We start from the raw sequence: 20,959 nt of genomic DNA on the forward strand, positions 1-20,959 counted from the left end.
TGTGCAAAGCTGGGCGTCATGACCTTCAACGAAGGCATGCGAATCGACACGAGCACCACCTCGACCAGCGGCGGCGGACGGGGACCGGGACGCGGCATCGCGGTCGGCGGAGGTGTCGGTGGCCTGCTGATCATGGTGATCGCGTTGTTCCTCGGGGCCGACCCGAGCGCGATGGTGCCCCAGCCGGGCCAGTTCGACAGCCAAGGTGTCGAGGCGCCCGGGTTCGACTTGAGCCAGTGCCGTACCGGTGCCGATGCCAACGCGATCGTCCAGTGCCGCGTGGTGGCGACGGGTAACTCGGTCGACGCGGTGTGGCAGCAGTTGCTGCCCGGCGAGTACGTGCGGCCGCGGGTGGAGATATTCGAGAACGATATCGACACTCGTTGCGGTGCGGCGACCAGCGACGTCGGGCCGTTCTACTGCCCCGCCGACCAGACTGCATACTTCGACGTCGGGTTCTTCGACGTTCTGAAGACTCGATTCGGTTCCAGCGGCGGACCGTTGGCGCAGGAGTACGTCGTCGCCCACGAGTTCGGCCACCACGTGCAGCACCTCACCGGCGTGCTGAACCGAGCACAGGGCTCCGGCGCGGCGGGGCCGACCGGCGACGGTGTGCGCACCGAGTTGCAGGCCGACTGCTACGCCGGCGTGTGGGCGCACTACGCGGCCATTACGAAGCAGCCCGGCACCGACGTCACGTTTCTGCAACCGTTGACCGATAAGGACATCGCCGATGCGCTGTCGGCGGCGGCGTCGGTCGGTGACGACCGCATTCAGGAGGCGACCACCGGCCGGGTCAATCCCGAAGCGTGGACGCACGGTTCGGCGGCGCAGCGGCAGAAGTGGTTCACCGAGGGCTACCGGACCGGCGACCCCAACGCCTGCGACACCTTCGCGGCAACCAACCTTGGCTAGGACGCCCACGGCCGTCGACGCCGTAGCCGAGCGCTATCTCGAGACCTTCGCGCGCCTCGATCCCTGTGCCGCAACAGAAATGGGTATCGCCGGCCGGGCCCATGAGGCCGACATCACCGACTACTCGCCCGACGGGGTCGCGGCCCGCGCCGACGCAGCACGATCGGCGCTACGCGAACTCGACGCGCTCACCCCCGCTGACGACGTCGACACCGTGACGATCGCCGCGATGCGGGAGCGGCTGACGGTCGCCATCGACCTCCACGACGCCGGCCTGGACGTCGGCGAACTCAACGTGATCGCCTCGCCGCTGCAGACCATGCGCAACGTGTTCGACCTGATGCCCACCGACACAGAGGACGACTGGGCGCAGATAAGCCGACGGCTGGCCCGCCTGCCCGACCGCGTCGCCGGATATGCCGACGCGCTGCGCGCCGCCGTCACCGCCGGGCATCCGCCCGCCGTGCGCCAAGTCGCGCGCGGCATCGAACAGTCCACGAGCATTCAGCATCTGCTCGTGGACATGGTCGCGGACGCAGCGTCGACCAACCCGGCGCTGCACGAGGATCTGCAGCAGCACGCGGCCAACGCCGCCCACGCCTACCGCGAACTGGGGCGACTGCTGGGCGACGATATCGCACCGTACGCACGCCAGGAGGACGCCGTCGGCCGCGACACCTACCGGCTGTGTTCGCGCTCGTTCCTCGGCGCGACGGTCGATCTCGACGAGACCTATGAGTGGGGCCTGAACCTGCTGGAAGGCGTTGTCGCCGAACAGGATGCGCTTGTCCAGCAGCTCTACCCCGGAGCCTCGGCGGCTGAGGCGCTGCGGCGCCTCGACGGCGAGGACCGCTACACGGTGCATGGCGTCGACGCATTGCAGGCCTGGATGCAGGACCTGTCCGACCGTGCGGTCGAGTCCTTGGCCGACAACCATTTCGAGATCGCCGAACCGCTGCGACGGCTCGAGTGCCGCATCGCACCTACCCACACGGGCGGCATCTACTACACCGGCCCCTCGGAGGACCTCAGCAGGCCCGGCCGCATGTGGTGGTCGGTACCGCACGGCGTCGACACCTTCCACACTTGGCAGGAGACCACGACGGTGTTCCACGAGGGGGTGCCGGGACATCACCTGCAGATCGGGCGCGCGGTGGTGCTCGCGGACCGACTCAACCGTTGGCGCAGGCTGGGCTGCTGGGTGTCGGGCCACGGCGAGGGCTGGGCGCTCTACGCCGAGCGACTGATGGCCGAACTCGGCTGGCTCGACGATCCGGGCAATCGGATCGGCATGCTCGACGCGCAACGCTTCCGGGCGGCGCGGGTGGTCATCGACATCGGGGTGCACTGCCAGATGGCGGCACCCGAGGGCGGGCTGTGGGACGCCGAGAAGGCGTGGCATTTCCTAGTCTCGCACAGCGCGATGACCGAGGAGCATCTGCAGTTCGAACTGGACCGCTACCTCGGCTGGCCGGGTCAGGCGCCGTCGTATGCGATCGGGCAACGCATCTGGCAGCGACTACGCGACCAGGCCCTGGCACAGGGGCGCTCGCTCAGGCAGTTCCACAGCCGCGCCCTGGACCTCGGCGGCTTGCCGCTCGATGTGCTCGAGTCGGCACTGACCGACGATTTCGCCCCCAGCTGATCGTCTTCTGTTCTCCGGTGGCGGCGGTCTAGCGTCAGGGAATGGAATCCGTCGCCGTCACACCGAACCTCACCATGCTGGTGGTCGACGGCTGGCAGGTCTACGTGTGGCGCGACAGGGACTCGACGACGCTGATCGACACGGGGGCACCCGGTTCGGGCGCCGCGATCCTGACGGCGGTGCCCGCAGTCGACCGGATCGTGCTGACACACGGTCACGTCGACCACATCGGCTCGGCCGCCGAGCTTCGGTCAGCCACCGGCGCACCGGTGCACGCGGGCGCCGGGGACGCCGACTCCATCGCTAGCGGGACGGCGCTGCCCCCACCGGTTTTCGAGGACTGGGAGGTGCCGATACACCAGCGGGTAGCCGCAGGTCTTCCCGACGCGGCGCCCGCGGTGCCGGTCGACCGGGAGCTTCATGACGGAGACTTGCTCGACTTCGGCGGTGGCGCCGAGATACTCGCCATTCCCGGTCACACCGAGGGCAGCATCGCGGTTCACCTGCCGCAACACGGCGTGCTGCTCACGGGCGACACGATCGCCAACGTCGGCTCCCTCATGCTCGGCACGTTCAACCAGGACCGCGCCCGCACCGTGGAATCCTTTCGCCGGCTGGCCGGACTCGAGGTGGAAATCGCGTGTTTCGGCCATGGTGAGCCCATGACATCGGACGCCGGTGCGAAACTCCGCGAGGTCGCGGCGGCCCTGTAGGCGAAAGGAGAGCCGGCATGCGTATCGCTGTAGCCGGGGCGACCGGCAACATCGGCGCCCGCACCGCAGGTGCCCTGGAGCGGAACGGACACGACGTCGTCCGCATCAGCCGCTCACTCGGCGTGGACCTGACGACCGGGGACGGTCTCGATGAGGCGCTCACCGCCGTCGACGCCGTCGTCGACGCGATCAGCGCCCCGCCCTCGGACCGCGACGCGACCGCCGAGTACTTCGGGACCACCACCCGCAACCTGCTCGCCGCCGAGCAGCGTGCAGGCGTCCGCCACCACGTGCTGCTGTCGATCGTCGGCATCCACGCCATCGAGGGCAACCCGCATTACTCGGGCAAGCGCGAGCAGGAACGGCTGGTCAGCGAGGGCCGCGTGCCGTGGACGATCGTGCCCGCCACCCAGTTTCACGACTTCGCGGCGACGGTCACGTCGTGGACCGAACAGGACGGCGTCGCCACGATCGCGCCGCTACTGGTCCAGCCGATCGCACCCGACGACATCGCCGAGGTGCTGGCCGAGGTCGCGGTTGGCGAACCGCAAGGCCGCCACGTCGACGTCGCCGGGCCGGAGACTGAGGATCTCGTTGACATGGCACGCCGCACACTGCAGGTCAAGGGCCTTGACATCAAGTTGGTACCGACCTGGGCCGGTGTCTTCGGCGTGACGATGGCGGGAAATGTTCTGCTGCCGGGTGCGAACGCTCGCATCACCCCGACCACCTTCGAGGCGTGGCTGGCCGCCGGCGCCGACTGAACCGTTGACCGCATTGAACACATATCGCTAATGTGTTCAAATGCCCGAACGGTCGGTGTCGCCCGTCCTGCTGGCGGCCGCGACGGCGACGTTGCGTCGCCTGGGCCCCCGGCAGTTCAGCCTGACCGCGGTGGCCGAGGCGGCCGGGGTTTCGCGTGGCACCGTGCACAATGCGCTCGGCGGCCGCGACGCGGCGATCAAGACGGCGCTGGATTCGCTGGCCTCGGCGTTCATCGACACCATGGCCGCCGAGGTCGACCGGGAAGCCACGCTCGCCGATCAGGTCGCGGCAGCCGCGGTCCTGGTGTGTCGGCACCGCCAGCACTCCGACTCGGTGGCCCCGCGGGGCAGCGACGAGAGCATCCTGGTGCTCCTGCTCCGCAACATCGGCGACGACCTGTTGAAACGCGCGGTGGAGCTGTGGAAGTCACGGGTACGCGCCGCGCAACGACGTGGTGAGGTCGGCGCGGGGGTGGATCCCGGCCGGGCAAGCGAATGGATAGTGCGAATGCTGTTGAGTTTCGAGTTGGTGCCGCCGATCGGGGTGAATCTGGACAGCCCACGCGCGGTACGCCGGTTCGTCTGCGATCACATCGTCGATGGGCTGAGGGGAGGCCGGCATGGCTGAACGGGTCATCGCCGAGGCCCGTGGCCGCCAAACCACGGAGGTACCGGCATGACGAATCCCGACCGCCCCTTGGCGGGCAAGGTGGCTTACGTGACCGGCGCCGCCCGCGGACAGGGCCGCGCGCACTGCATCCGACTGGCGCGCGCCGGGGCCGACATCGTGGCCATCGACGCCTGTGGGCCCGTTGCCGAGCACAACGGCTATCCACCTGCCCTGCCCGAGGACCTCGCTGAGACGGTGAACCTCGTCGAAGGCGAGGGCCGCAAGATCGTCGCCGACCGCGTCGACGTCCGCGACGCCGTCGGCCAGCAGCGCGTGGTGGCCGGGGCGATCGAACAGTTCGGCCGCCTGGACATCGTCGTCGCCAACGCCGGCGTGATGAACTGGGGTCGGCTGTGGGAGATCTCGGCCCAGCAGTGGCAGGACGTCCTCGACGTCAACCTCACCGGCGTCTGGAACACGGTCAAGGCCGTGGTGCCGCCGATGATCGACGCAGGCAACGGCGGATCGATCATCACCATCAGTTCGGCCGCCGGCATCAAGGCCGTTCCGGGCTGCGGGCACTACTGCGCCAGTAAGTTCGGTGTCGTCGGCCTCACCAACTCTCTGGCCGTTGAACTCGGCGAATTCGGCATCCGGGTCAACTCCGTTCACCCGTACGGCACCGACACCCCGATGGGCAATGACACCTCGATGTGGCAGATCTTCGCCGACCACCAGAACTACATCCACAGCTTCTCACCCGGCGCACTACCGACCGATTCACTGGCCGACCCCGACCTCATCTCCGACATCGTGGTGTGGCTGGCGAGCGACGCGTCGTCCCTGGTGACGGCGGCCCAGATCCCGGCCGACAAGGGCTATCTCAAGATTTAGCACCGCCGAGTCTGAACTTTTTCATGCGAATTGCGCGAATCACACGCATAAGTTCAGTTTCGACACGGCTTCTACAGGCGAGACTGCTCCTTGATCGCACCATCGGAGGTGCGCAGCGGGCGGATCAGCGCGTCCTGGCCGAACGACGCCAGCAGCTCACCGGACTCGGTGTGCACGGTGCCGCGCACGTACGACATCCCGGCTCCGACCTGTGTGCTCTCGTGGCTGTAGAGCAGCCAGCCGTCCCAGGAGAACGGCTCGTGGAAGCTGACCGAGATCGTCATCGGCGCAGTGGACACCGTGACGTGCGACTGCGCGGTGCCGATTCCCTCGTGCGCGCGCATCGTCGTCGAAATACCGAGATGCCCGGTGAAATACGCGACCAGCGCCTTGGCCAGCTCGTCGCGCGCCGGGATGGGGTCGTAATGCAGCCAGGCATGCAGTTCCGGCGGCCCCACCTCGTCGGGGCTGTTGACGTCGACCACGTCCACCAACCGCACCTGCCGTCCGGCCATGGGCATCCTGCAGTCATGAGCATCGGTGGGAGCCGTCACCTGCGGGCAGGCCAGCGCATGGCGGATGACATCGGCGGTCGGCACGTCGGCCAGCACGGTCACCGTTATGCACCGTTTGCCGTTCTGCTTGGCCGCGACGACGGCCGTTGCGGTGGAACGACCTTCGCTGACGACGTCGATGTCCAACTCGACCGGGCCCGCACCGACCATCACCGCACGCGCGAACACCGCATGCACCGAGCGCACCGATTTGCCCTGGAACCGCTTGGCCGCCGCCACGATCGCCTGCGCGAGCACCTGCGTGCCCTCGACCACCTGGCGCTCGTCCTCGCCTGCGGGCCCGGTCTCGGCCGTGAAGAGATTCTCGCCTGCGGATTGCACGTCGAACAGGTCGAGCAGTCCCTGCACAGACCACGGCGTGTGGGCTGAGTCTGTCGTCATGGACAGGAACAGTAACCGAGCATCTGCAAAAGCGGTAACGTCATTACCAGCATTCCCAAGTTTGAAGGTGGTGACGATGGCCAAGCCCAGCGGACGGGCGACGAGCACCGTCGGCGCCGACACCGAGTCGCGGCCTACCCGATTCATGCGGTCGGCGCTGGCGATCCTCGGCGAGACGGGACGCACCGACTTCACGGTCCTGGAGGTGGTCGAGCGGTCCAAGACGTCGTTGCGGTCCTTCTACCAACACTTCTCGACCAAAGACGAACTGCTTCTCGCGCTGATCGACAAGATCATGTCCGAGTCGACGCGCCGTTGGCGTGACGACACCGCCGAACTGCCCCCCGCCGAGGCGTTGCGCGTGCTCATCGACCGGATCTGCACCCCGGCCGAGTCGTCCACCCAGGACCGGGTCAACCGCGGTCTGACCTACTACAACGACCATCTGGCCGAGGCGCTGCCGCGCGAATACGCCCGCGTTCTCTCACCCGTCCACGACCTCATCAAAGACATCATCGATCGCGGCATCGCCGAGGGCGCCTTCCGCACCGACCTCGACGTCGATGCCACCGCAGCCCTGATCATGCAGTCGGCACTAGGCGCCATGCGCCTGCAGGTGCTGGGCGCCGAACTCAATGGCGCGCCGGTGACCGCTGCCCACATCTACGGCTTCTGCGTCAACGGCCTGCTCGCCAGCTGATCCCGACACCTCGTCTGACCTGCACCCGACCGCCGGAGAACCAGCTTCTCGAGCCGCGCTGTTTTCGCTGGTCTGTAAGTGGTAATGTCATTACCACCAGAGTGAAATCAGACTTCCCGGAGACTTAGGAGTCGACATGGCCCGCAAGCTGCCCTATCCGGTGTTCGACGCCGACAACCACTTCTACGAGCCGAAGGAAGCGCTGACGAAGTTCCTTCCGGACCGCCGAAAGAACGTCATCGACTACATCGAGGTCCGCGGCCGCACCAAGATCATGGTGCGCAATCAGGTCAGCGACTACATCCCCAACCCGACGTTCGAGGTGGTCGCCCGGCCGGGGGCGCAGGAGGAGTATTTCAAGCACGGCAGCGGCGGCAAGAGCTTCCGCGAGGTGATGGGAAAGCCGATGAAGGCGATCCCCGCCTTCCGCGAACCGGCCGCGCGTCTCGAGGTCATGGACGGCCTCGGGCTCGACTACTCGCTGATGTTCCCGACCCTGGCCAGCCTCGTCGAAGAGCGGATGAAGGACGATCCCGAGCTCATCGCCGACGTCATCCACGCCCTCAACGAGTGGATGTACGAGACATGGCAGTTCGACTACGAAGCCCGCATCTTCTCCACGCCGGTCATCAACCTGGGCATCATGGACCGCGCGCTTGAAGAGCTTCAGTGGTGTCTCGAGCGTGGCGCCAAGACCGTCCTCGTGCGACCCGCGCCGGTGCCGGGCCTGCGCGGCACCAAGTCGTTCGGTCTACCTGAGTTCGACCCGTTCTGGGATGCCTGTGTGAAGGCCGGTATCCCGGTGTCCATGCACGCATCGGACTCCGGATACGCCGAGTACCTCAACGACTGGGAGCCCGCCGACGAGTACCTGCCCTTCAAGCCCACCGCGTTCCGCATGGTCTCGATGGGCAAGCGGCCGATCGAGGACTCGATGGCCGCGCTGGTGTGCCACGGCGCGTTGACCCGCAACCCCGATCTGCGTGTCCTGTCCATCGAGAACGGCGCCGACTGGGTGCCGTACCTGTTCAAACAGTTCGACGGCGTGTACAAGAAGATGCCGCAGGAGTTCCCCGAGAACCCCATCGAGGCGTTCAAGCGCGGCGTGTACGTGGCGCCGTTCTGGGAGGACGACTTCAAGCAGATGGCCGACCTGCTGGGTGTGGACCGGGTGATCTTCGGCTCCGACTGGCCGCATCCGGAGGGACTGGCCGAGCCGACGCATCTAATCGACGACCTGCAGGGGCTCGACGACGAGGGACAGCGAAAGGTCATGGGCGGCAACATGATCGACCTGTTCAAGGTACCTAACGAGATCGTGCACAATCCTGACGTGCCCGCGCTCGTCATCCCCGCCTGATTTAGAGGCACGCATTTTCGCATGACCACGAAAGCGAGCCGGCGCCGGTGACCGACAGCCCGAACAACCCCGAGGTACTGCTCTTCGCGTCGACGACGCAATCGTTCCTCGAGAAGGAGACGCCGCTGCGCCGCATCCGCGAGATGCACGACGCAGGAACCTCTTTCGATCCCGGCTGGTGGCGCCGGGCCGCTGAGCTGGGCTGGACCAGCCTGCTGGTGCCCGAGCACCTGGGCGGCGGAAGTGTCTCGGGCGACGGGGTCAAAGACCTGGCACTGGTGGCCGAAATAGCAGGCAAGACCGTCACCCCCGGTCCCCTGCATCCGGTCAGCACCGTGCTCGCCGGGCTCGTCGAGGCACCGGATCACCATGCGGACACCATCGAGGCGCTGATCGCCGGCGAGGTGGTGGCGTCATGGGCGGTGTATGAACCGGGCCGCCCGTGGGCACCGCTGACCCCGACGGTCACCGCGACGCGGACCGCCAGCGGCTTCCGGATCGACGGGGTCAAGGACCGCGTCGAGGGCGGTGCCGACAGTCAGATATTGCTCGTCACAGCGCAATCCGAGGGCGCGGTACGCCAGTTCCTGGTGCCGTCCGACACGCCCGGCGTAACGGTGGAGCCGCAGAACTCCATCGACATGGTCAAGAAGTACGCACGGGTGCGGTTCGACGGCGTCGAGGTCGACGTCTCAGCGGCCGTGGGCACCGCCGAGCAGACCGATGCGCTGATCGCCCGGCAGAGCCAGATTGCGATGGTGCTTCAGTGCGCCGAGGTCGTCGGCATCCTGGACACCGTGCTGGCGTTCACGATCCAGTGGGGCTTCGACCGGCACTCGTTCGGCCGCCCGCTGGGCTCCTATCAGGCGCTCAAGCACAAGTACGCCGACCTGAAGATCTGGTTCGAAGCATGCCGCGCGACCACGAATGCCGCGGTGGCCGAGGTCGCCGCGCGCTCCCCCGGCGCCGATCTGACGGTCAGCGTCGCGAAGTCGTATGTGGGCGAATACGCTCCGGGGATGGTGCAGCAGTGCGTGCAGTTGCACGGCGGCATCGGTGTGACATGGGAACACGATCTGCACCTGTTCCTTCGCCGGGTGGCGTTGAACCGGTCGATGTTCGGCACACCCGAGGACCACAATCTCCGTGTCTACTCGCTCAACAGGGTGAGCCCACACGCAAGCCGGGGACTGGAGCAAGCCTCATGACCGAGACGGCATCGGCGCCGCCCACCACCGAGGAGTCCGTTGAGGACTTCACCGCCCGCGCCGAGGCGTGGCTGGCGCAGAACATGCCGCCGATCGACCCCGCCAACCCGCCCGAACACGACCGCGGCGAAGATGAGCCCTGGCTGCGGGCGCGCGAATTGCAGCGGAAGCTGAACGACGGCGGCTTCGCCGGGATCTGTTTCCCGAAGGAGTACGGCGGTCTGGGCCTTCCGATCGCGTACCAGAAGGCCTTCGACAACGTGTCGCGCAGCTACGAGTTGCCGATCATTCTCAACACGCCGACGTTCACGATTTGCGCGGCGACCATTCTCGACACCGGCAGCGAGGAACAGAAGCGCCGACACATCTCGGCCGCGCTGCGGGGCGACGAAGTGCTGGTGCAACTGCTGTCCGAGCCGAGCGGCGGCTCGGATCTCGCCGGCGTCATCACCCGCGCCGAACGCAAGGGCGACAAGTGGGTCATCAACGGCGCAAAAACGTGGAGCACAAGCGCGTTCGCCGCCGATTATGGGCTGATGCTGGCCCGCACCAACTGGGACGTGCCCAAGCACGAAGGGCTGACGATGTTCCTGGTGCCGATGAACAGCCCGGGCATCACGCTGCGGCGCATCAAGCAGGTCAACGGCTCGGTCGAGTTCTGCGAGGAGTTCTTCGACAACCTCGAACTCGACGACGACGCGGTGGTCGGCGAGGTCAACGGAGGCTGGCACGTCGCATCGCGCCAGCTCTATCACGAGCGGCGAGCGGTCGGCGGCGGGTCGGAGTTCGCCAGTGGCATCGGCGCAGAAGGCAAGTCGGATGTCCCCATCGACTACGTCGAGCTGCTGGACAAGGTCGGCCAGCCCGACAACGAACGGCTTCAAGCGATGGCGGGCCGCGCGTTGGTGCACCGCGCGGTGCAGGCGCAACTCGTCGACCACGTCTACCACGGCGTGCTCGACGGCTCGCTGCCGCCGGCGGCGGGTTCGATCATCCGAATCACTCATGCCGAGACACACCACCTGGAATTCGACACTGCCCTGGCCATCGCCGCGAGCGGTGCGGTGGTCGACGTCGGCGACGGCCTCACCCGGTACGGCGAGCGCTACCTCTCCCGACAGACCGCGGCGCTTGGCGGCGGCACCACCGAGATCGCGCGCAACATCATCGGCGAGCGCGTGCTGGGCTTCCCGCGCGAACCCGCCGCCGACCGCGGCGTGCCGTTCAATCAGGTCAAGCGCAACAAGAGCTGAGCCCCTCGTTCCGGGCTCCGACAGCGGTTTCGACTAGAACAGCGTCGGCTGCAGCTCCGGCGGCGGAGTGGCCGCCGACGCCTCGGCGGCGCGGAACGACCGGCGGTCCGGAACCAAGCCGTGTCTCCTGATGAGCGGAGCCGCCCTGTCGTGCAGCATCTTCCGGTAATCCTGCGGCAGGTAGGCGCCGCGTCCGTAGAGGTCGCGGTATGTCGCGACGAGGCGGGGGTGGCAGCGTGCCAGCCAGCCCATGAACCAGCCGCGCGTGGAGCCGCGCAGGTGCAGGCCGAACACCGTGACGCCCGTGGCTCCCGCGGCGGCTATCTGGGCCAGCAGTGCGTCGAGGTGGGCCACCGAATCCGTCAGGTACGGCAGTACCGGGGCCACCATGACGTGGCAGTCGAGGCCGGCGTCGCGAATGGCGGCGATGAGACCGAGGCGCGCCTGCGGCGAGGGCGTCCCGGGTTCGACGTCCCGGTGCAGGTCCGGATCGCCCACGGCAAGCGACACCGCCACGCTGACATCGACCCGGCGCGCGGCCTCCGTCAGCAGCGGCAGGTCACGGCGCAGCAGCGTGCCCTTGGTCAGGATCGAGAACGGGGTGCCGGAGTCGGCCAGTGCGGCGATGATGCCCGGCATCAGGGCGTAGCGGCCCTCGGCGCGCTGGTAGGGGTCGGTGTTGGTGCCGAGCGCGACGGTCTCGCGCTGCCACGACGGCCGCAACAATTCGCGGCGCAGGACGTCGGCCACGTTGGTCTTGACCACTACCTGGCTGTCGAAATCGGTGCCGCAGTCGAGGTCGAGGTATTCGTGGGTGGGCCGCGCGAAGCAGTACCGGCAGGCGTGCGAACACCCGCGGTAGCCGTTGACCGTGTACTTGAACGGCAGCATCGAGGCGTGCGGCACCTTGTTCAACGCCGACTTGCAGAGCACTTCGTGGAAGGTTATTCCGTCGAACTGCGGTGTCCGCACGCTGCGGACGAAACCGATTCGCTGCAGACCGGGCAAAGCTCCGTCGTCGACGCCGACACCCTGGCCATCCCACCGCATACATCCATTCGAACGCACGTTCGACACGATGTCAAGGACCGCTGACCGGTGGTCCCATTCCAATCTATAGCGCGGATGGGGGCTTGCGGCAAGGCCGGGGTCATGCCTCAAAATCGCTGGCCGGAGACGAAACTGGACGGTTTCGGCAGGGGCGGAAGGACCAGGAACCGCGTGCCAAGTGATCAACACGCAGCCGAACTGCAGGCCGAGCAGCGCTACGTGGCCGGGTTGTACGAGCGACTCGACGCCGAACGGAGGCGGGTCAAGGACCGGTACCGCGCGGCCCTGCGCGGCGATGCCGACTCGCTCGTCGACCGCGATGCCGAAGTGCATGCGCTGGCCAAGCAGATGAACCGACTGAACGTGGCCGACCACGGGTTGTGTTTCGGGCGCCTGGACCCGGTCACCGGTGACCCGAAGTACATAGGCCGCATCGGCCTGTTCGACGAGGCCCACGACTACGAACCGCTGTTGCTCGACTGGCGCGCCCCGGCGGCGCGCCCGTTTTACACCGCCACCCCGGCCCATCCCGAGGGCATGCGCAGGCGCCGTCAGTTCCATCCGCTCGGGCGCCGGGTGCTCGACTTCACCGACGAAGACCTGGGAAGGCCCGGAGCCGGCGCCCACGGCGATGCGGCGCTGCTGGCAGCGGTCAACGCGCCGCGCAATCCGGGAATGCGCGACATCGTCGCCACCATTCAGGCAGAGCAGGACGAGATCATCCGCCTCGACCACTCCGGTGTGCTGGTGATCGAGGGCGGGCCGGGCACCGGCAAAACCGTGGTGGCACTGCACCGCGTCGCCTACCTGCTCTACACCCATCGCGAGCGGATCGAACGGCACGGAGTCCTCGTGGTCGGTCCCAATCCGGCGTTCCTCGACCACATCTCGCGGGTGCTGCCGTCGCTGGGCGAGACCACCGTGGTTTTCATGACCGTCGGTGACCTGCGGCCGGGACTGCACGTCACCGCCGAGGAAGAGCCCGGGGTCGCTCGGTTCAAGGGCTCGCTGAAGATGATCGACGTGCTCGTCGCCGCGGTCGCCGACCGCCAGTGGCTGCCCGCGGAACCGCTGCGGATCGAGCTGTCGGACGTCACGGTGCGCATCGACTCCGAAACCGCGGAGTGGGCCAGGCAGGAGGCACGCGACAGCGGACGCCCGCACAACGAGGCCCGCGCGGTGTTCCGCGAGATCGTGACGTATGTGCTTACCGAACGCGCGATCGCCCGCATCGGCAAGGGTTGGTTGACGCGGGGAGACCGGGACGCCTGGGAGGATCTGCGCGCGGCCCTGACCGACGAGCTCGCCGAGAGCGAGCAGTTCGCCGCGGCACTCGACGAGCTGTGGCCCATCCTGACCCCGGAATCGGTTTTGGCCCCATTGCTTTCGTCACGCGAGCGGCTGCGGGCGGTGGGTGCTGACCAGGCGCTGTGGCGCGCGCAAGGTGACGCCTGGACGGTCTCGGACGTGCCGTTGCTCGACGAATTGGTCGATCTGCTGGGCCGGGACGCGCCGGCCGACAAGTCGGCCGACAGGCAGCGTCGGGCCGAAGAGGCTTACGCCGCAGGCGTTCTCGACATCATGGTGGCGCGTGAGGATCTGATGGACGACGAGGATCATCTGATCGCCAGCGATCTGCTGTACGCCGAAGACCTGGCCGACCGCTTCACCGAACGCGACAACCGCGACGTGGCAGAGCGGGCCGCCGCCGACCGGGACTGGACATACGGTCACGTGGTGGTCGACGAGGCGCAGGAACTGTCCGAGATGGACTGGCGGGTGCTGATGCGGCGCTGCCCCAGCAAGTCGTTCACGGTGGTGGGCGATCTGGCGCAGCGCCGGTCGGCGGCGGGCGCTACGTCGTGGGCAGCGATGCTGGACCGGTATGTGCCCGACCGATGGCTCTACCGGTCACTGTCGGTCAACTACCGCACTCCGGCCGAGATCATGGCGGTGGCCACGGCACTGCTCTCCGAGTTCGCACCGGACGTCGTACCGCCGGAGTCCGTGCGGGCCTGTGGGGTACCGCCGTGGGCGCGCCGGGTGCCGCGAGACGGACTGGCCGACGCCATCGCCGAATTCGTGCGCGCCGAGGCCGGCCGGGACGGCACCAGCCTCGTGATCGGTCCTGCGGACGTGCCCGGTGCCGTGCCGCCGACGCAGGCCAAGGGCCTCGAATTCGACGCCGTTCTCGTCGTGGAACCGGAGCGGATCCTCGCTGACGGTCCGCGCGGCGCCGCCGACCTGTATGTCGCGCTCACCCGCGCCACGCAGCGGCTGGGAGTCCTGCATTGCGCTGCCCTGCCGCCGGTGTTGCGAGGCCTCGCCGAGCGCATCGCGTCCGAGTGACCGTGTGGCATGATGCGCATCATGCGAGATGGGCCGGGTCCGCGGGCCCGGGCGAAGCGGGAGTCGTCTTGACCGGATCCTGGACCTGGCTGCGCGCAATGTGGCTGCGAAGACACTGACCGACAACGGGATTGAGGAGGGGTCATGAGTGCCAGGCCGTACGGGACGCTGAAGTATCGGGAGATCAACGGTAAGCGGATGGCCTACGTCGAAGAGGGCTCGGGTGATGCGATCGTCTTCCAGCACGGCAACCCGACGTCGTCGTACGTGTGGCGAAATGTGATGCCGCATCTGGCCGACCTCGGCCGTCTGATCGCCTGCGATCTGATCGGCATGGGCGGTTCGGACAAGCTCGACGACTCGGGGCCCGACCGCTACCACTATGCCGAACAGCGCGACTATCTGTTCGCGCTGTGGGACGCACTGGATCTCGGCGACCGCGTCATCCTGGTGCTGCACGACTGGGGGTCGGCGCTGGGCTTCGACTGGGCCAACCAGCACCGGGACCGCGTGGCGGGCATCGCCTACATGGAGGCCATCGCCATGCCCATCGAGTGGGCCGACTTCCCGGGTCCGGCGAGCGATGTCTTCAAGGGTTTCCGCTCCCCGCAGGGCGATGCGATGGTGCTCGAGCAGAACCTGTTCGTCGAAGCGGTGCTGCCCGGTGCGATCCAGCGCAAGCTCAGCGACGACGAGATGGAGCACTATCGCGCACCGTTTCGCAACCCCGGCGAAGACCGCCGTCCGACGCTGTCGTGGCCGCGCAACATCCCGATCGAAGGGGAACCGGCCGACGTCGTCGCGATCGTCGAGGAATACGGCGCCTGGCTTGCGCGATCCGATGTGCCGAAGCTGTTCGTCAACGCCGAACCCGGCGCGATCACCCGCGGGCGTGTCCGCGACTTCGTCCGTACCTGGCCCAACCAGACGGAGGTCACGGTCGCCGGCACCCATTTCATCCAGGAGGACAGCCCCGACGAGATCGGCGCCGCGCTCGCATCATTCGTGCGCGCGGTTCGCGCCGCGGGCGAGACGTCGGGCTAGCCGCTGCGGCTCACCACTGGCTCAGCTGGCAGTGGGCGGTGTAGGGCCCGCTGTTCTGCACCGCCACCTGTCCGTCGATGGTGATCTCGCAATTGGGATTCGGTGGGGCCGTCATCGCGTGGACGCCGGTGCTGGCGGTGAGGATCGCCCACTGCGGATCCTCCAGGGTCGTCTCGAACACCCACGGCACGCCCGGCTGCAGCACCACCTCCTCCTTCTTCAGGAAGGCGTAGGCGTCGGCGTTGTAGGCCTCCTTGCTCGGGGGTTGTGCGGTCAGATAGTTGAGGGTGTAGTCGCTGGCGCCGGCCGAAACCAGCGTGTACTTCACGACGTGACCCGTGGACTGGGCGCTCGCAACGCTGTGGTTGAGCGCTATCGACGCCGCTGCCAGCAGGAACGCGGCCCCGACTCTGGTTGTCGCTGTTCGCATGTCCGTCACATCGCCGCACCGTACCGGATCGTTACCGCTGCGGCAGGTCAGGCACCGCGCGTCGCAGACCAACGGCAAACCAACAGCAGAACAGCAACAGGTTAATCAGGTCGTCACACATAGACACTTCGCAGAAACACCGCCGCTCTAACGTCCCGAATCGACACCTAACGGTGTTGCGACTCTGGCACTCGACTCGACGCTCGTCGGGCGCTGTGCACTGCGGATATATAGGGGAAGGCTGTTATGCGACTACCACGACGCTCGTCGGTGAAACGGTCGGCTCTCGCTGCGGGAAGCATCGTCGCCGCGGCGAGCCTGGTGCTGGCCGGCTGCGGCAGCAAGGCGACCGAGTCGGATTCGGCGAACGCGCAGTCCTGCGTCGACACCTCCGGTCCGACGATCAAGGTGGGCGCGCTGAACTCGCTGTCGGGCACTATGGCCATCTCCGAGGTGACGGTCCGCCACGCCATCGACCTTGCGGTCGAACAGATCAACGCATCGGGCGGCGTGCTGGGCAAGCAGGTCCAGCTGGTCGGTGAGGACGGCGCCTCCGAACCCACGGTGTTCGCGGAGAAGGCGGAGAAGCTCATCTCCAGCGACTGTGTCGCCGCGGTCTTCGGCGGGTGGACGTCGTCGTCTCGCAAAGCGATGCTGCCGGTCTTCGAGAGCGCCAACTCGCTGCTGTACTACCCGGTGCAGTACGAGGGCCTGGAATCGTCGAAAAACATCTTCTACACCGGGGCGACCACCAACCAGCAGATCGTGCCCGCGCTCGACTACCTCAAGGGCCGAGGCGTGACGTCGCTGTACCTGGTGGGCAGTGACTACGTGTTCCCGCAGACCGCCAACCGGATCATCAAGGCGTACGCGGAAGCCAACGGGATGGAGATCAAGGGCGAGGACTACACGCCACTCGGCTCGACCGACTTCTCCACCATCGTCAACAAGGTCCGCAGCGCCGACGCGGACGCCGTGTTCAACACGCTCAACGGTGATTCCAACGTCGCGTTCTTCCGCGAGTACCGCAACGTCGGGCTCACGCCCCAGGATATGCCGGTGGTGTCGGTGTCGATCGCCGAGGAGGAGGTCGGCGGCATCGGTGTGCAGAACGTGACCGGCCAGCTGACCGCCTGGGACTACTACGAGACCGTCGACAACCCGATGAACAAGGCGTTCGTCGCGGCCTATAAGGACAAGTTCGGCGCGAACAAGCCGACGTCGGATCCCATGGAAGCGGCCTACGTGTCGGTGTTCCTGTGGAAGAACACCGTGGAGAAGGCGAAGTCCTTCGACGTCAAGGCGGTGCAGGACGCCGCTGGTGGTGTGACGTTCGATGCCCCCGAAGGTCTGGTCACCATCGACGGCGAGAACCACCACATCACGAAAACCGCGCGCATCGGCGAGATCCGCCCCGACGGGCTGATCTACACGATCTGGGAGTCGCCAGGGCCGATCGAGCCCGACCCCTACCTGAAGTCGTACCCATGGGCCGCGGGCCTGTCCAGCTGAGTCGGGGATGGATGTCCTGATCGGGCAGCTGGCAACGGGATTGAGCCTCGGCTCGATCCTGTTGCTGGCTGCGCTGGGCTTGTCACTGACGTTCGGTCAGATGGGCGTCATCAACATGGCGCACGGCGAGTTCATCATGGCCGGCTGCTACACCGCCTACGTCGTGCAGCAGATCGTATCCAGTGCCGGTGCGTCTCTGCTGATCTCGTTGGTGCTCGGCTTCACGATCGGCGGTGTGATGGGCGCGCTGCTGGAGACGACGCTGATCCGACGCATGTACCACCGGCCGCTGGACACCCTGCTGGTGACGTTCGGCGTCGGCTTGGTGCTGCAGCAGGTCGCCCGCGACGTCTTCGGGGCACCCGCGGTCAACGTGGTGGCGCCGGCGTGGCTGTCCGGCGGCGTGGAGATCTTCGGCGCGGTGGTACCGAAGACCCGCATCTTCATCCTTTTGCTCGCCGTGGCTTGCGTCGTCGCACTGGCCGCCGCCTTGAAGATGAGCCCGATGGGCCGGCGGATCAGGGCCGTGGTCGCCAACCGCGACCTCGCCGAGACCAGCGGCATCTCTTCGCGCAGAACCGATGTGACGACGTTCTTCATCGGTTCCGGGTTGGCGGCAGTCGCCGGGGTGGCGTTGACGTTGATCGGTTCGACGAGCCCGACGATCGGCCAGAGCTATCTGATCGACGCGTTCCTCGTGGTGGTGGTCGGAGGTCTCGGGCAGATCAAGGGCACCGTCATCGCGGCGTTCGGGTTGGGCTTCTTGAACTCGTTCATCGAGTACAACACCACCGCGTCGCTGGCGAAGGTCATCGTCTTCGTGATCATCGTGATCTTCCTGCAGGCCCGGCCGCAAGGGCTGTTCACCGTTCGGACAAGGAGTCTCGCGTGACGACCTTCCTGGGTCGATGGCAGACGTGGGCCGGCTTCGGTGTCGCGGCGGTGCTGCTGTTCGGTGTCGCGCCGGTGGCGCTGTCGGACTTTCGGCTGAGCCTGCTGGGCAAGTTCCTGTGCTTCGCGATCGTCGCGGTCGGGATCGGGCTGGCCTGGGGCCGCGGCGGCATGCTGGTGCTGGGGCAGGGGGTGTTCTTCGGCCTCGGGGGCTACATGATGGGCATGCACCTCAAGATCGCCGACGCACAGATCTTCGGCAACGACGTGCCCGACTTCATGCAGATCGCCGGTGTCCGCGAACTGCCGGCCTACTGGCAACCGTTCGCCTCCCCCGCGTTCACGTTGCTGGCGATCGTCGTGGTGCCGACGGGTATCGCGGCCGCGCTCGGTCTGGGGGTGTTCAAACGCCGGGTGAAGGGTGCCTACTTCGCGATCCTGTCTCAGGCGTTGGCCGCGGCGATGGCGATTCTGCTGGTCGGCCAGACCAGCCTGGGAGGCAGCAACGGTCTCAACAGGTTCCGCACGTTCTTCGGGTTCACGCTCAACGACCCGGCCAACCGGCGGATGTTGTACTTCATCGCGGCGGGGGTCCTGCTCGTCGTCGTCGCCGTGGTCCGGCAACTGATGCAGAGCCGCTATGGCGAACTGCTGGTGGCCGTGCGCGACGGCGAGGAGCGGGTGCGATTCCTCGGCTACGACCCGGCCAACATCAAGGTTGTCGCATACACCGCGGCGGCGTTGTTCGCCAGCATCGCGGGCGCGCTGTTCGCGCCGATCGTCGGGTTCATCGCACCGTCGCAGGTCGGCATCCTTCCGTCTATCGCGTTTCTGATCGGCGTGGCGATCGGCGGGCGCACCACGCTGCTGGGTCCGGTGCTGGGCGCGATCGGCGTCGCGTGGGCGCAAACCCTGTTCTCCGAACGGTTCCCCTCGGAGTGGATCTACGCCCAGGGTCTGTTGTTCATCGTCGTCGTCGGCTTCTTCCCCGCCGGTCTGGCAGGGCTGGGGATGTTGCTGAAACGCCGCCGGGTCCGCAAGCCGAAGGACCCGGCGCCGCCGAAACCTGTGACCGCAGCCGATCCCGATGCGCAGAAGGTGGGCGCCGCCACATGACCACGGAAGTGCACCCGATGGAACCCGCGACGGGGGGCAACGTCGGCATGGGCACCGAGTACCTCGAAGTCCGAGGACTCACCGTCGATTTCGACGGCTTCAAGGCCGTCAGCGACGTCGACCTCACGCTGTTCCAGGGCGACCTGCGGTTCCTCATCGGGCCGAACGGGGCGGGCAAGACCACGGTCGTCGATGCGATCACCGGCTTGGTGCACGCGACCGGGTCGGTCAACAAATCTGGAGTGGAACTGCTCGGCAAGAAGGTGCACCAGATCGCGCGGTCGGGTGTGGGCCGGACCTTCCAGACCGCCAGCGTCTTCGAACAACTGACAGTCCTGCAGAACCTGGACATCGCCGCGGGCGCGGGCCGGTCGGTGTGGTCGCTGCTGCGCCGGCGCAGCAGTGTGCCGCCCGTCATCGAGGAGGCGCTCGAGACGATCGGGCTGGCCGGCCTGGCCGACAAGCCGGCGGGGGTTTTGGCACACGGCCAGAAGCAGTGGCTGGAGATCGGTATGCTGCTCGTCCAGAACGCCGACGTGCTGCTGCTGGACGAACCGGTCGCGGGCATGAGCCACGAAGAACGCGAGGAGACCGGAAACCTGTTGCGGCGCATCGGCGCTCAGCGCACGGTTGTCGTCGTCGAGCACGATATGGACTTCATGCGCGCCTTCGCCACCTCGGTGACCGTGCTCGCCCGCGGGCAGGTGATTGCCCAGGGATCGGTCGCCGACGTGCAGGCGAACCCGAAAGTGCAGGAGGTCTACCTCGGCACCGCCGCAGCGGGCACCGGCGGCGTGCCGGACGAACTCATCGAGGAGAACCCCTGATGCTCCAGCTTGTCGACGTGAGTTGCGGATACGGCAGGTCGGAGGTCATCCACGGCGTCAGCGTGGAGGTGCCGTCCGACGGGGTGGCGGCGGTGATGGGCCACAACGGCGCCGGCAAGACGACCCTGCTGCGCGCCGCGGTGGGGTTGCTCAAATGCAATACCGGCACGGTGCTCTTCGATGGCGACGACATCACCAGATTGCGTCCCAGCGCTCGGGTGGCACGGGGTCTGGCCTACGTCCCGCAGGGACAGCAGTCTTTCGGTCAGCTGACGACGATGGAGAACCTGCAGGTGGTCGCGGACGGCCGGAGGAACGGCAAGCAGCTGATCGACGAACAGCTCGACCTGTTTCCCGCGTTGAGCGAGTTGCTGACGCGGCGCGCGGGCCTGCTGTCGGGCGGGCAACGCCAACAGCTGGCGATCGCCCGCGCGCTGATCACCACACCGAAGTGCCTGATCCTCGACGAGCCCACCGAAGGCATCCAGCCGTCGGTGGTCGCCGAGATTGAGGCGGCGATCACCGCCCTGACCCGGCGTGGTGACTTCGGTGTGCTGCTGGTCGAGCAGCACATCGGCTTCGCGCTGGAGTCCTCGCAGCGCTATTACGTCCTGGAGTCCGGCCGCGTCACCTCCAGCGGCACCGGCGGCTCGGCATCGGAAGCCGATGTCCGCGCCGCCATGGCCATCTAGGGCCCCTTGCTCGCGAGGCCCCCCTTTGCG

20 protein-coding genes are annotated in these 20,959 nt (G+C 67.2%); 17 read left to right on the top strand and 3 right to left on the bottom strand.

Features of this window, described 5'->3' with window-relative positions; genetic code table 11:
- Positions 1–18 precede the first annotated feature (18 nt).
- Genes ypfJ through K3G64_RS22575 form a run of 6 tightly spaced genes read left to right on the top strand, consistent with a single transcriptional unit; the run spans position 19 to position 5,541 of the window.
- Positions 19–915, top strand: coding sequence for a KPN_02809 family neutral zinc metallopeptidase (gene ypfJ / locus K3G64_RS22550; protein ID WP_238887395.1), 897 nt, complete (start codon positions 19–21; stop codon positions 913–915).
- Positions 908–2,560: a DUF885 domain-containing protein gene (locus K3G64_RS22555; RefSeq protein ID WP_238887397.1), complete on the top strand. Its 1,653-nt coding sequence runs from the start codon at positions 908–910 to the stop codon at positions 2,558–2,560. The genes ypfJ and K3G64_RS22555 overlap by 8 nt, the downstream gene beginning before the upstream one ends.
- 41 nt (positions 2,561–2,601) lie before the next feature.
- Positions 2,602–3,273, top strand: a complete 672-nt coding sequence (locus K3G64_RS22560) for an MBL fold metallo-hydrolase (RefSeq protein ID WP_238887398.1) — start codon at positions 2,602–2,604, stop codon at positions 3,271–3,273.
- A 17-nt stretch (positions 3,274–3,290) separates the two neighbouring features.
- Entirely contained in the window at positions 3,291–4,037 is a 747-nt protein-coding gene (locus K3G64_RS22565; protein WP_238887400.1) for an SDR family oxidoreductase, read from the top strand.
- 40 nt (positions 4,038–4,077) lie between these two features.
- On the top strand, positions 4,078–4,665 hold the full coding sequence (locus tag K3G64_RS22570; RefSeq protein ID WP_238887401.1) for a TetR/AcrR family transcriptional regulator: 588 nt from the start codon (positions 4,078–4,080) through the stop codon (positions 4,663–4,665).
- 48 nt (positions 4,666–4,713) lie between these two features.
- Positions 4,714–5,541 (top strand): mycofactocin-coupled SDR family oxidoreductase, encoded by an 828-nt coding sequence (locus K3G64_RS22575; protein WP_238887403.1) that lies wholly within the window; start codon positions 4,714–4,716, stop codon positions 5,539–5,541.
- 71 nt (positions 5,542–5,612) lie between these two features.
- Here K3G64_RS22575 and K3G64_RS22580 read toward each other — a convergent pair whose 3' ends face one another.
- Entirely contained in the window at positions 5,613–6,497 is an 885-nt protein-coding gene (locus tag K3G64_RS22580) for an acyl-CoA thioesterase (RefSeq protein ID WP_238887405.1), read from the bottom strand.
- 76 nt (positions 6,498–6,573) lie between these two features.
- Here K3G64_RS22580 and K3G64_RS22585 point away from each other — a divergent pair, with 76 nt between their 5' ends.
- The 4 genes from K3G64_RS22585 to K3G64_RS22600 all read left to right on the top strand — a co-directional run bounded on the left by K3G64_RS22585 (position 6,574) and on the right by K3G64_RS22600 (position 11,018).
- On the top strand, positions 6,574–7,197 hold the full coding sequence (locus K3G64_RS22585) for a TetR/AcrR family transcriptional regulator (RefSeq protein ID WP_238887406.1): 624 nt from the start codon (positions 6,574–6,576) through the stop codon (positions 7,195–7,197).
- A gap of 136 nt (positions 7,198–7,333) precedes the next feature.
- A complete protein-coding gene (locus K3G64_RS22590) occupies positions 7,334–8,557 on the top strand; it encodes an amidohydrolase family protein (RefSeq protein ID WP_238887408.1) in 1,224 nt (407 codons plus the stop codon).
- Between the two features lie 47 nt (positions 8,558–8,604).
- Positions 8,605–9,765 carry an acyl-CoA dehydrogenase family protein gene (locus tag K3G64_RS22595; RefSeq protein WP_238887410.1) on the top strand — a complete coding sequence of 387 codons (1,161 nt, stop codon included), beginning with the start codon at positions 8,605–8,607 and terminating at the stop codon, positions 9,763–9,765.
- On the top strand, positions 9,762–11,018 hold the full coding sequence (locus K3G64_RS22600; RefSeq protein ID WP_238887412.1) for an acyl-CoA dehydrogenase family protein: 1,257 nt from the start codon (positions 9,762–9,764) through the stop codon (positions 11,016–11,018). The genes K3G64_RS22595 and K3G64_RS22600 overlap by 4 nt, the downstream gene beginning before the upstream one ends.
- 33 nt (positions 11,019–11,051) lie before the next feature.
- Here the strand turns inward: K3G64_RS22600 and K3G64_RS22605 are convergent, their stop codons facing one another.
- Complete coding sequence (locus K3G64_RS22605; RefSeq protein WP_238950939.1) at positions 11,052–12,068, bottom strand: Rv2578c family radical SAM protein; 1,017 nt, start codon at positions 12,066–12,068, stop codon at positions 11,052–11,054.
- Positions 12,069–12,239: 171 nt separating this feature from the next.
- Between K3G64_RS22605 and helR the strand changes: the two genes are divergently transcribed.
- Both helR and K3G64_RS22615 read left to right on the top strand, forming a co-directional pair.
- Positions 12,240–14,417, top strand: a complete 2,178-nt coding sequence (helR, locus tag K3G64_RS22610; protein ID WP_238887413.1) for an RNA polymerase recycling motor ATPase HelR — start codon at positions 12,240–12,242, stop codon at positions 14,415–14,417.
- Positions 14,418–14,561: 144 nt separating this feature from the next.
- Positions 14,562–15,461 (top strand): haloalkane dehalogenase, encoded by a 900-nt coding sequence (locus tag K3G64_RS22615; protein WP_238887415.1) that lies wholly within the window; start codon positions 14,562–14,564, stop codon positions 15,459–15,461.
- 10 nt (positions 15,462–15,471) lie between these two features.
- On the opposite strand, the gene K3G64_RS22620 is transcribed toward K3G64_RS22615, so the two are convergent.
- Positions 15,472–15,891: a hypothetical protein gene (locus K3G64_RS22620; RefSeq protein ID WP_238887416.1), complete on the bottom strand. Its 420-nt coding sequence runs from the start codon at positions 15,889–15,891 to the stop codon at positions 15,472–15,474.
- Between the two features lie 246 nt (positions 15,892–16,137).
- Between K3G64_RS22620 and urtA the strand changes: the two genes are divergently transcribed.
- The 5 genes from urtA to urtE are packed head-to-tail and all read left to right on the top strand — an operon-like array spanning position 16,138 to position 20,929.
- Positions 16,138–17,403 carry an urea ABC transporter substrate-binding protein gene (gene urtA, locus K3G64_RS22625; RefSeq protein WP_238887418.1) on the top strand — a complete coding sequence of 422 codons (1,266 nt, stop codon included), beginning with the start codon at positions 16,138–16,140 and terminating at the stop codon, positions 17,401–17,403.
- 7 nt (positions 17,404–17,410) lie between these two features.
- Positions 17,411–18,295, top strand: a complete 885-nt coding sequence (urtB, locus tag K3G64_RS22630; protein WP_238887419.1) for an urea ABC transporter permease subunit UrtB — start codon at positions 17,411–17,413, stop codon at positions 18,293–18,295.
- The gene (gene urtC, locus K3G64_RS22635; RefSeq protein ID WP_238887421.1) at positions 18,292–19,410 is read left to right on the top strand and encodes an urea ABC transporter permease subunit UrtC; all 1,119 of its coding nucleotides are present in this window, start codon (positions 18,292–18,294) and stop codon (positions 19,408–19,410) included. Before urtB ends, urtC begins: the two co-directional genes overlap by 4 nt.
- Entirely contained in the window at positions 19,407–20,237 is an 831-nt protein-coding gene (urtD, locus tag K3G64_RS22640; protein WP_238887422.1) for an urea ABC transporter ATP-binding protein UrtD, read from the top strand. The genes urtC and urtD overlap by 4 nt, the downstream gene beginning before the upstream one ends.
- Positions 20,237–20,929 (top strand): urea ABC transporter ATP-binding subunit UrtE, encoded by a 693-nt coding sequence (gene urtE, locus K3G64_RS22645; protein WP_238887424.1) that lies wholly within the window; start codon positions 20,237–20,239, stop codon positions 20,927–20,929. The genes urtD and urtE overlap by 1 nt, the downstream gene beginning before the upstream one ends.
- The last annotated feature ends 30 nt before the right edge of the window (positions 20,930–20,959 follow it).

It is taken from the genome of Mycobacterium sp. IDR2000157661 (assembly GCF_022317005.1).
Lineage (GTDB): Bacteria > Actinomycetota > Actinomycetes > Mycobacteriales > Mycobacteriaceae > Mycobacterium.

Bases quoted from the DNA above. Each gene is read 5' to 3' on its own strand.
- K3G64_RS22575 (WP_238887403.1), top strand. From the start codon at position 4,714: ATGACGAATCCCGACCGCCCCTTGGCGGGCAAGGTGGCTTACGTGACC.
- K3G64_RS22605 (WP_238950939.1), bottom strand. From the start codon at position 12,068: ATGCGGTGGGATGGCCAGGGTGTCGGCGTCGACGACGGAGCTTTGCCC.
- K3G64_RS22570 (WP_238887401.1), top strand. From the start codon at position 4,078: ATGCCCGAACGGTCGGTGTCGCCCGTCCTGCTGGCGGCCGCGACGGCG.
- K3G64_RS22565 (WP_238887400.1), top strand. From the start codon at position 3,291: ATGCGTATCGCTGTAGCCGGGGCGACCGGCAACATCGGCGCCCGCACC.
- urtA (WP_238887418.1), top strand. From the start codon at position 16,138: ATGCGACTACCACGACGCTCGTCGGTGAAACGGTCGGCTCTCGCTGCG.
- K3G64_RS22600 (WP_238887412.1), top strand. From the start codon at position 9,762: ATGACCGAGACGGCATCGGCGCCGCCCACCACCGAGGAGTCCGTTGAG.
- K3G64_RS22580 (WP_238887405.1), bottom strand. From the start codon at position 6,497: ATGACGACAGACTCAGCCCACACGCCGTGGTCTGTGCAGGGACTGCTC.
- K3G64_RS22615 (WP_238887415.1), top strand. From the start codon at position 14,562: ATGAGTGCCAGGCCGTACGGGACGCTGAAGTATCGGGAGATCAACGGT.
- K3G64_RS22585 (WP_238887406.1), top strand. From the start codon at position 6,574: ATGGCCAAGCCCAGCGGACGGGCGACGAGCACCGTCGGCGCCGACACC.
- K3G64_RS22560 (WP_238887398.1), top strand. From the start codon at position 2,602: ATGGAATCCGTCGCCGTCACACCGAACCTCACCATGCTGGTGGTCGAC.
- urtB (WP_238887419.1), top strand. From the start codon at position 17,411: ATGGATGTCCTGATCGGGCAGCTGGCAACGGGATTGAGCCTCGGCTCG.
- K3G64_RS22620 (WP_238887416.1), bottom strand. From the start codon at position 15,891: ATGCGAACAGCGACAACCAGAGTCGGGGCCGCGTTCCTGCTGGCAGCG.
- ypfJ (WP_238887395.1), top strand. From the start codon at position 19: ATGACCTTCAACGAAGGCATGCGAATCGACACGAGCACCACCTCGACC.
- urtE (WP_238887424.1), top strand. From the start codon at position 20,237: ATGCTCCAGCTTGTCGACGTGAGTTGCGGATACGGCAGGTCGGAGGTC.
- K3G64_RS22590 (WP_238887408.1), top strand. From the start codon at position 7,334: ATGGCCCGCAAGCTGCCCTATCCGGTGTTCGACGCCGACAACCACTTC.
- urtD (WP_238887422.1), top strand. From the start codon at position 19,407: ATGACCACGGAAGTGCACCCGATGGAACCCGCGACGGGGGGCAACGTC.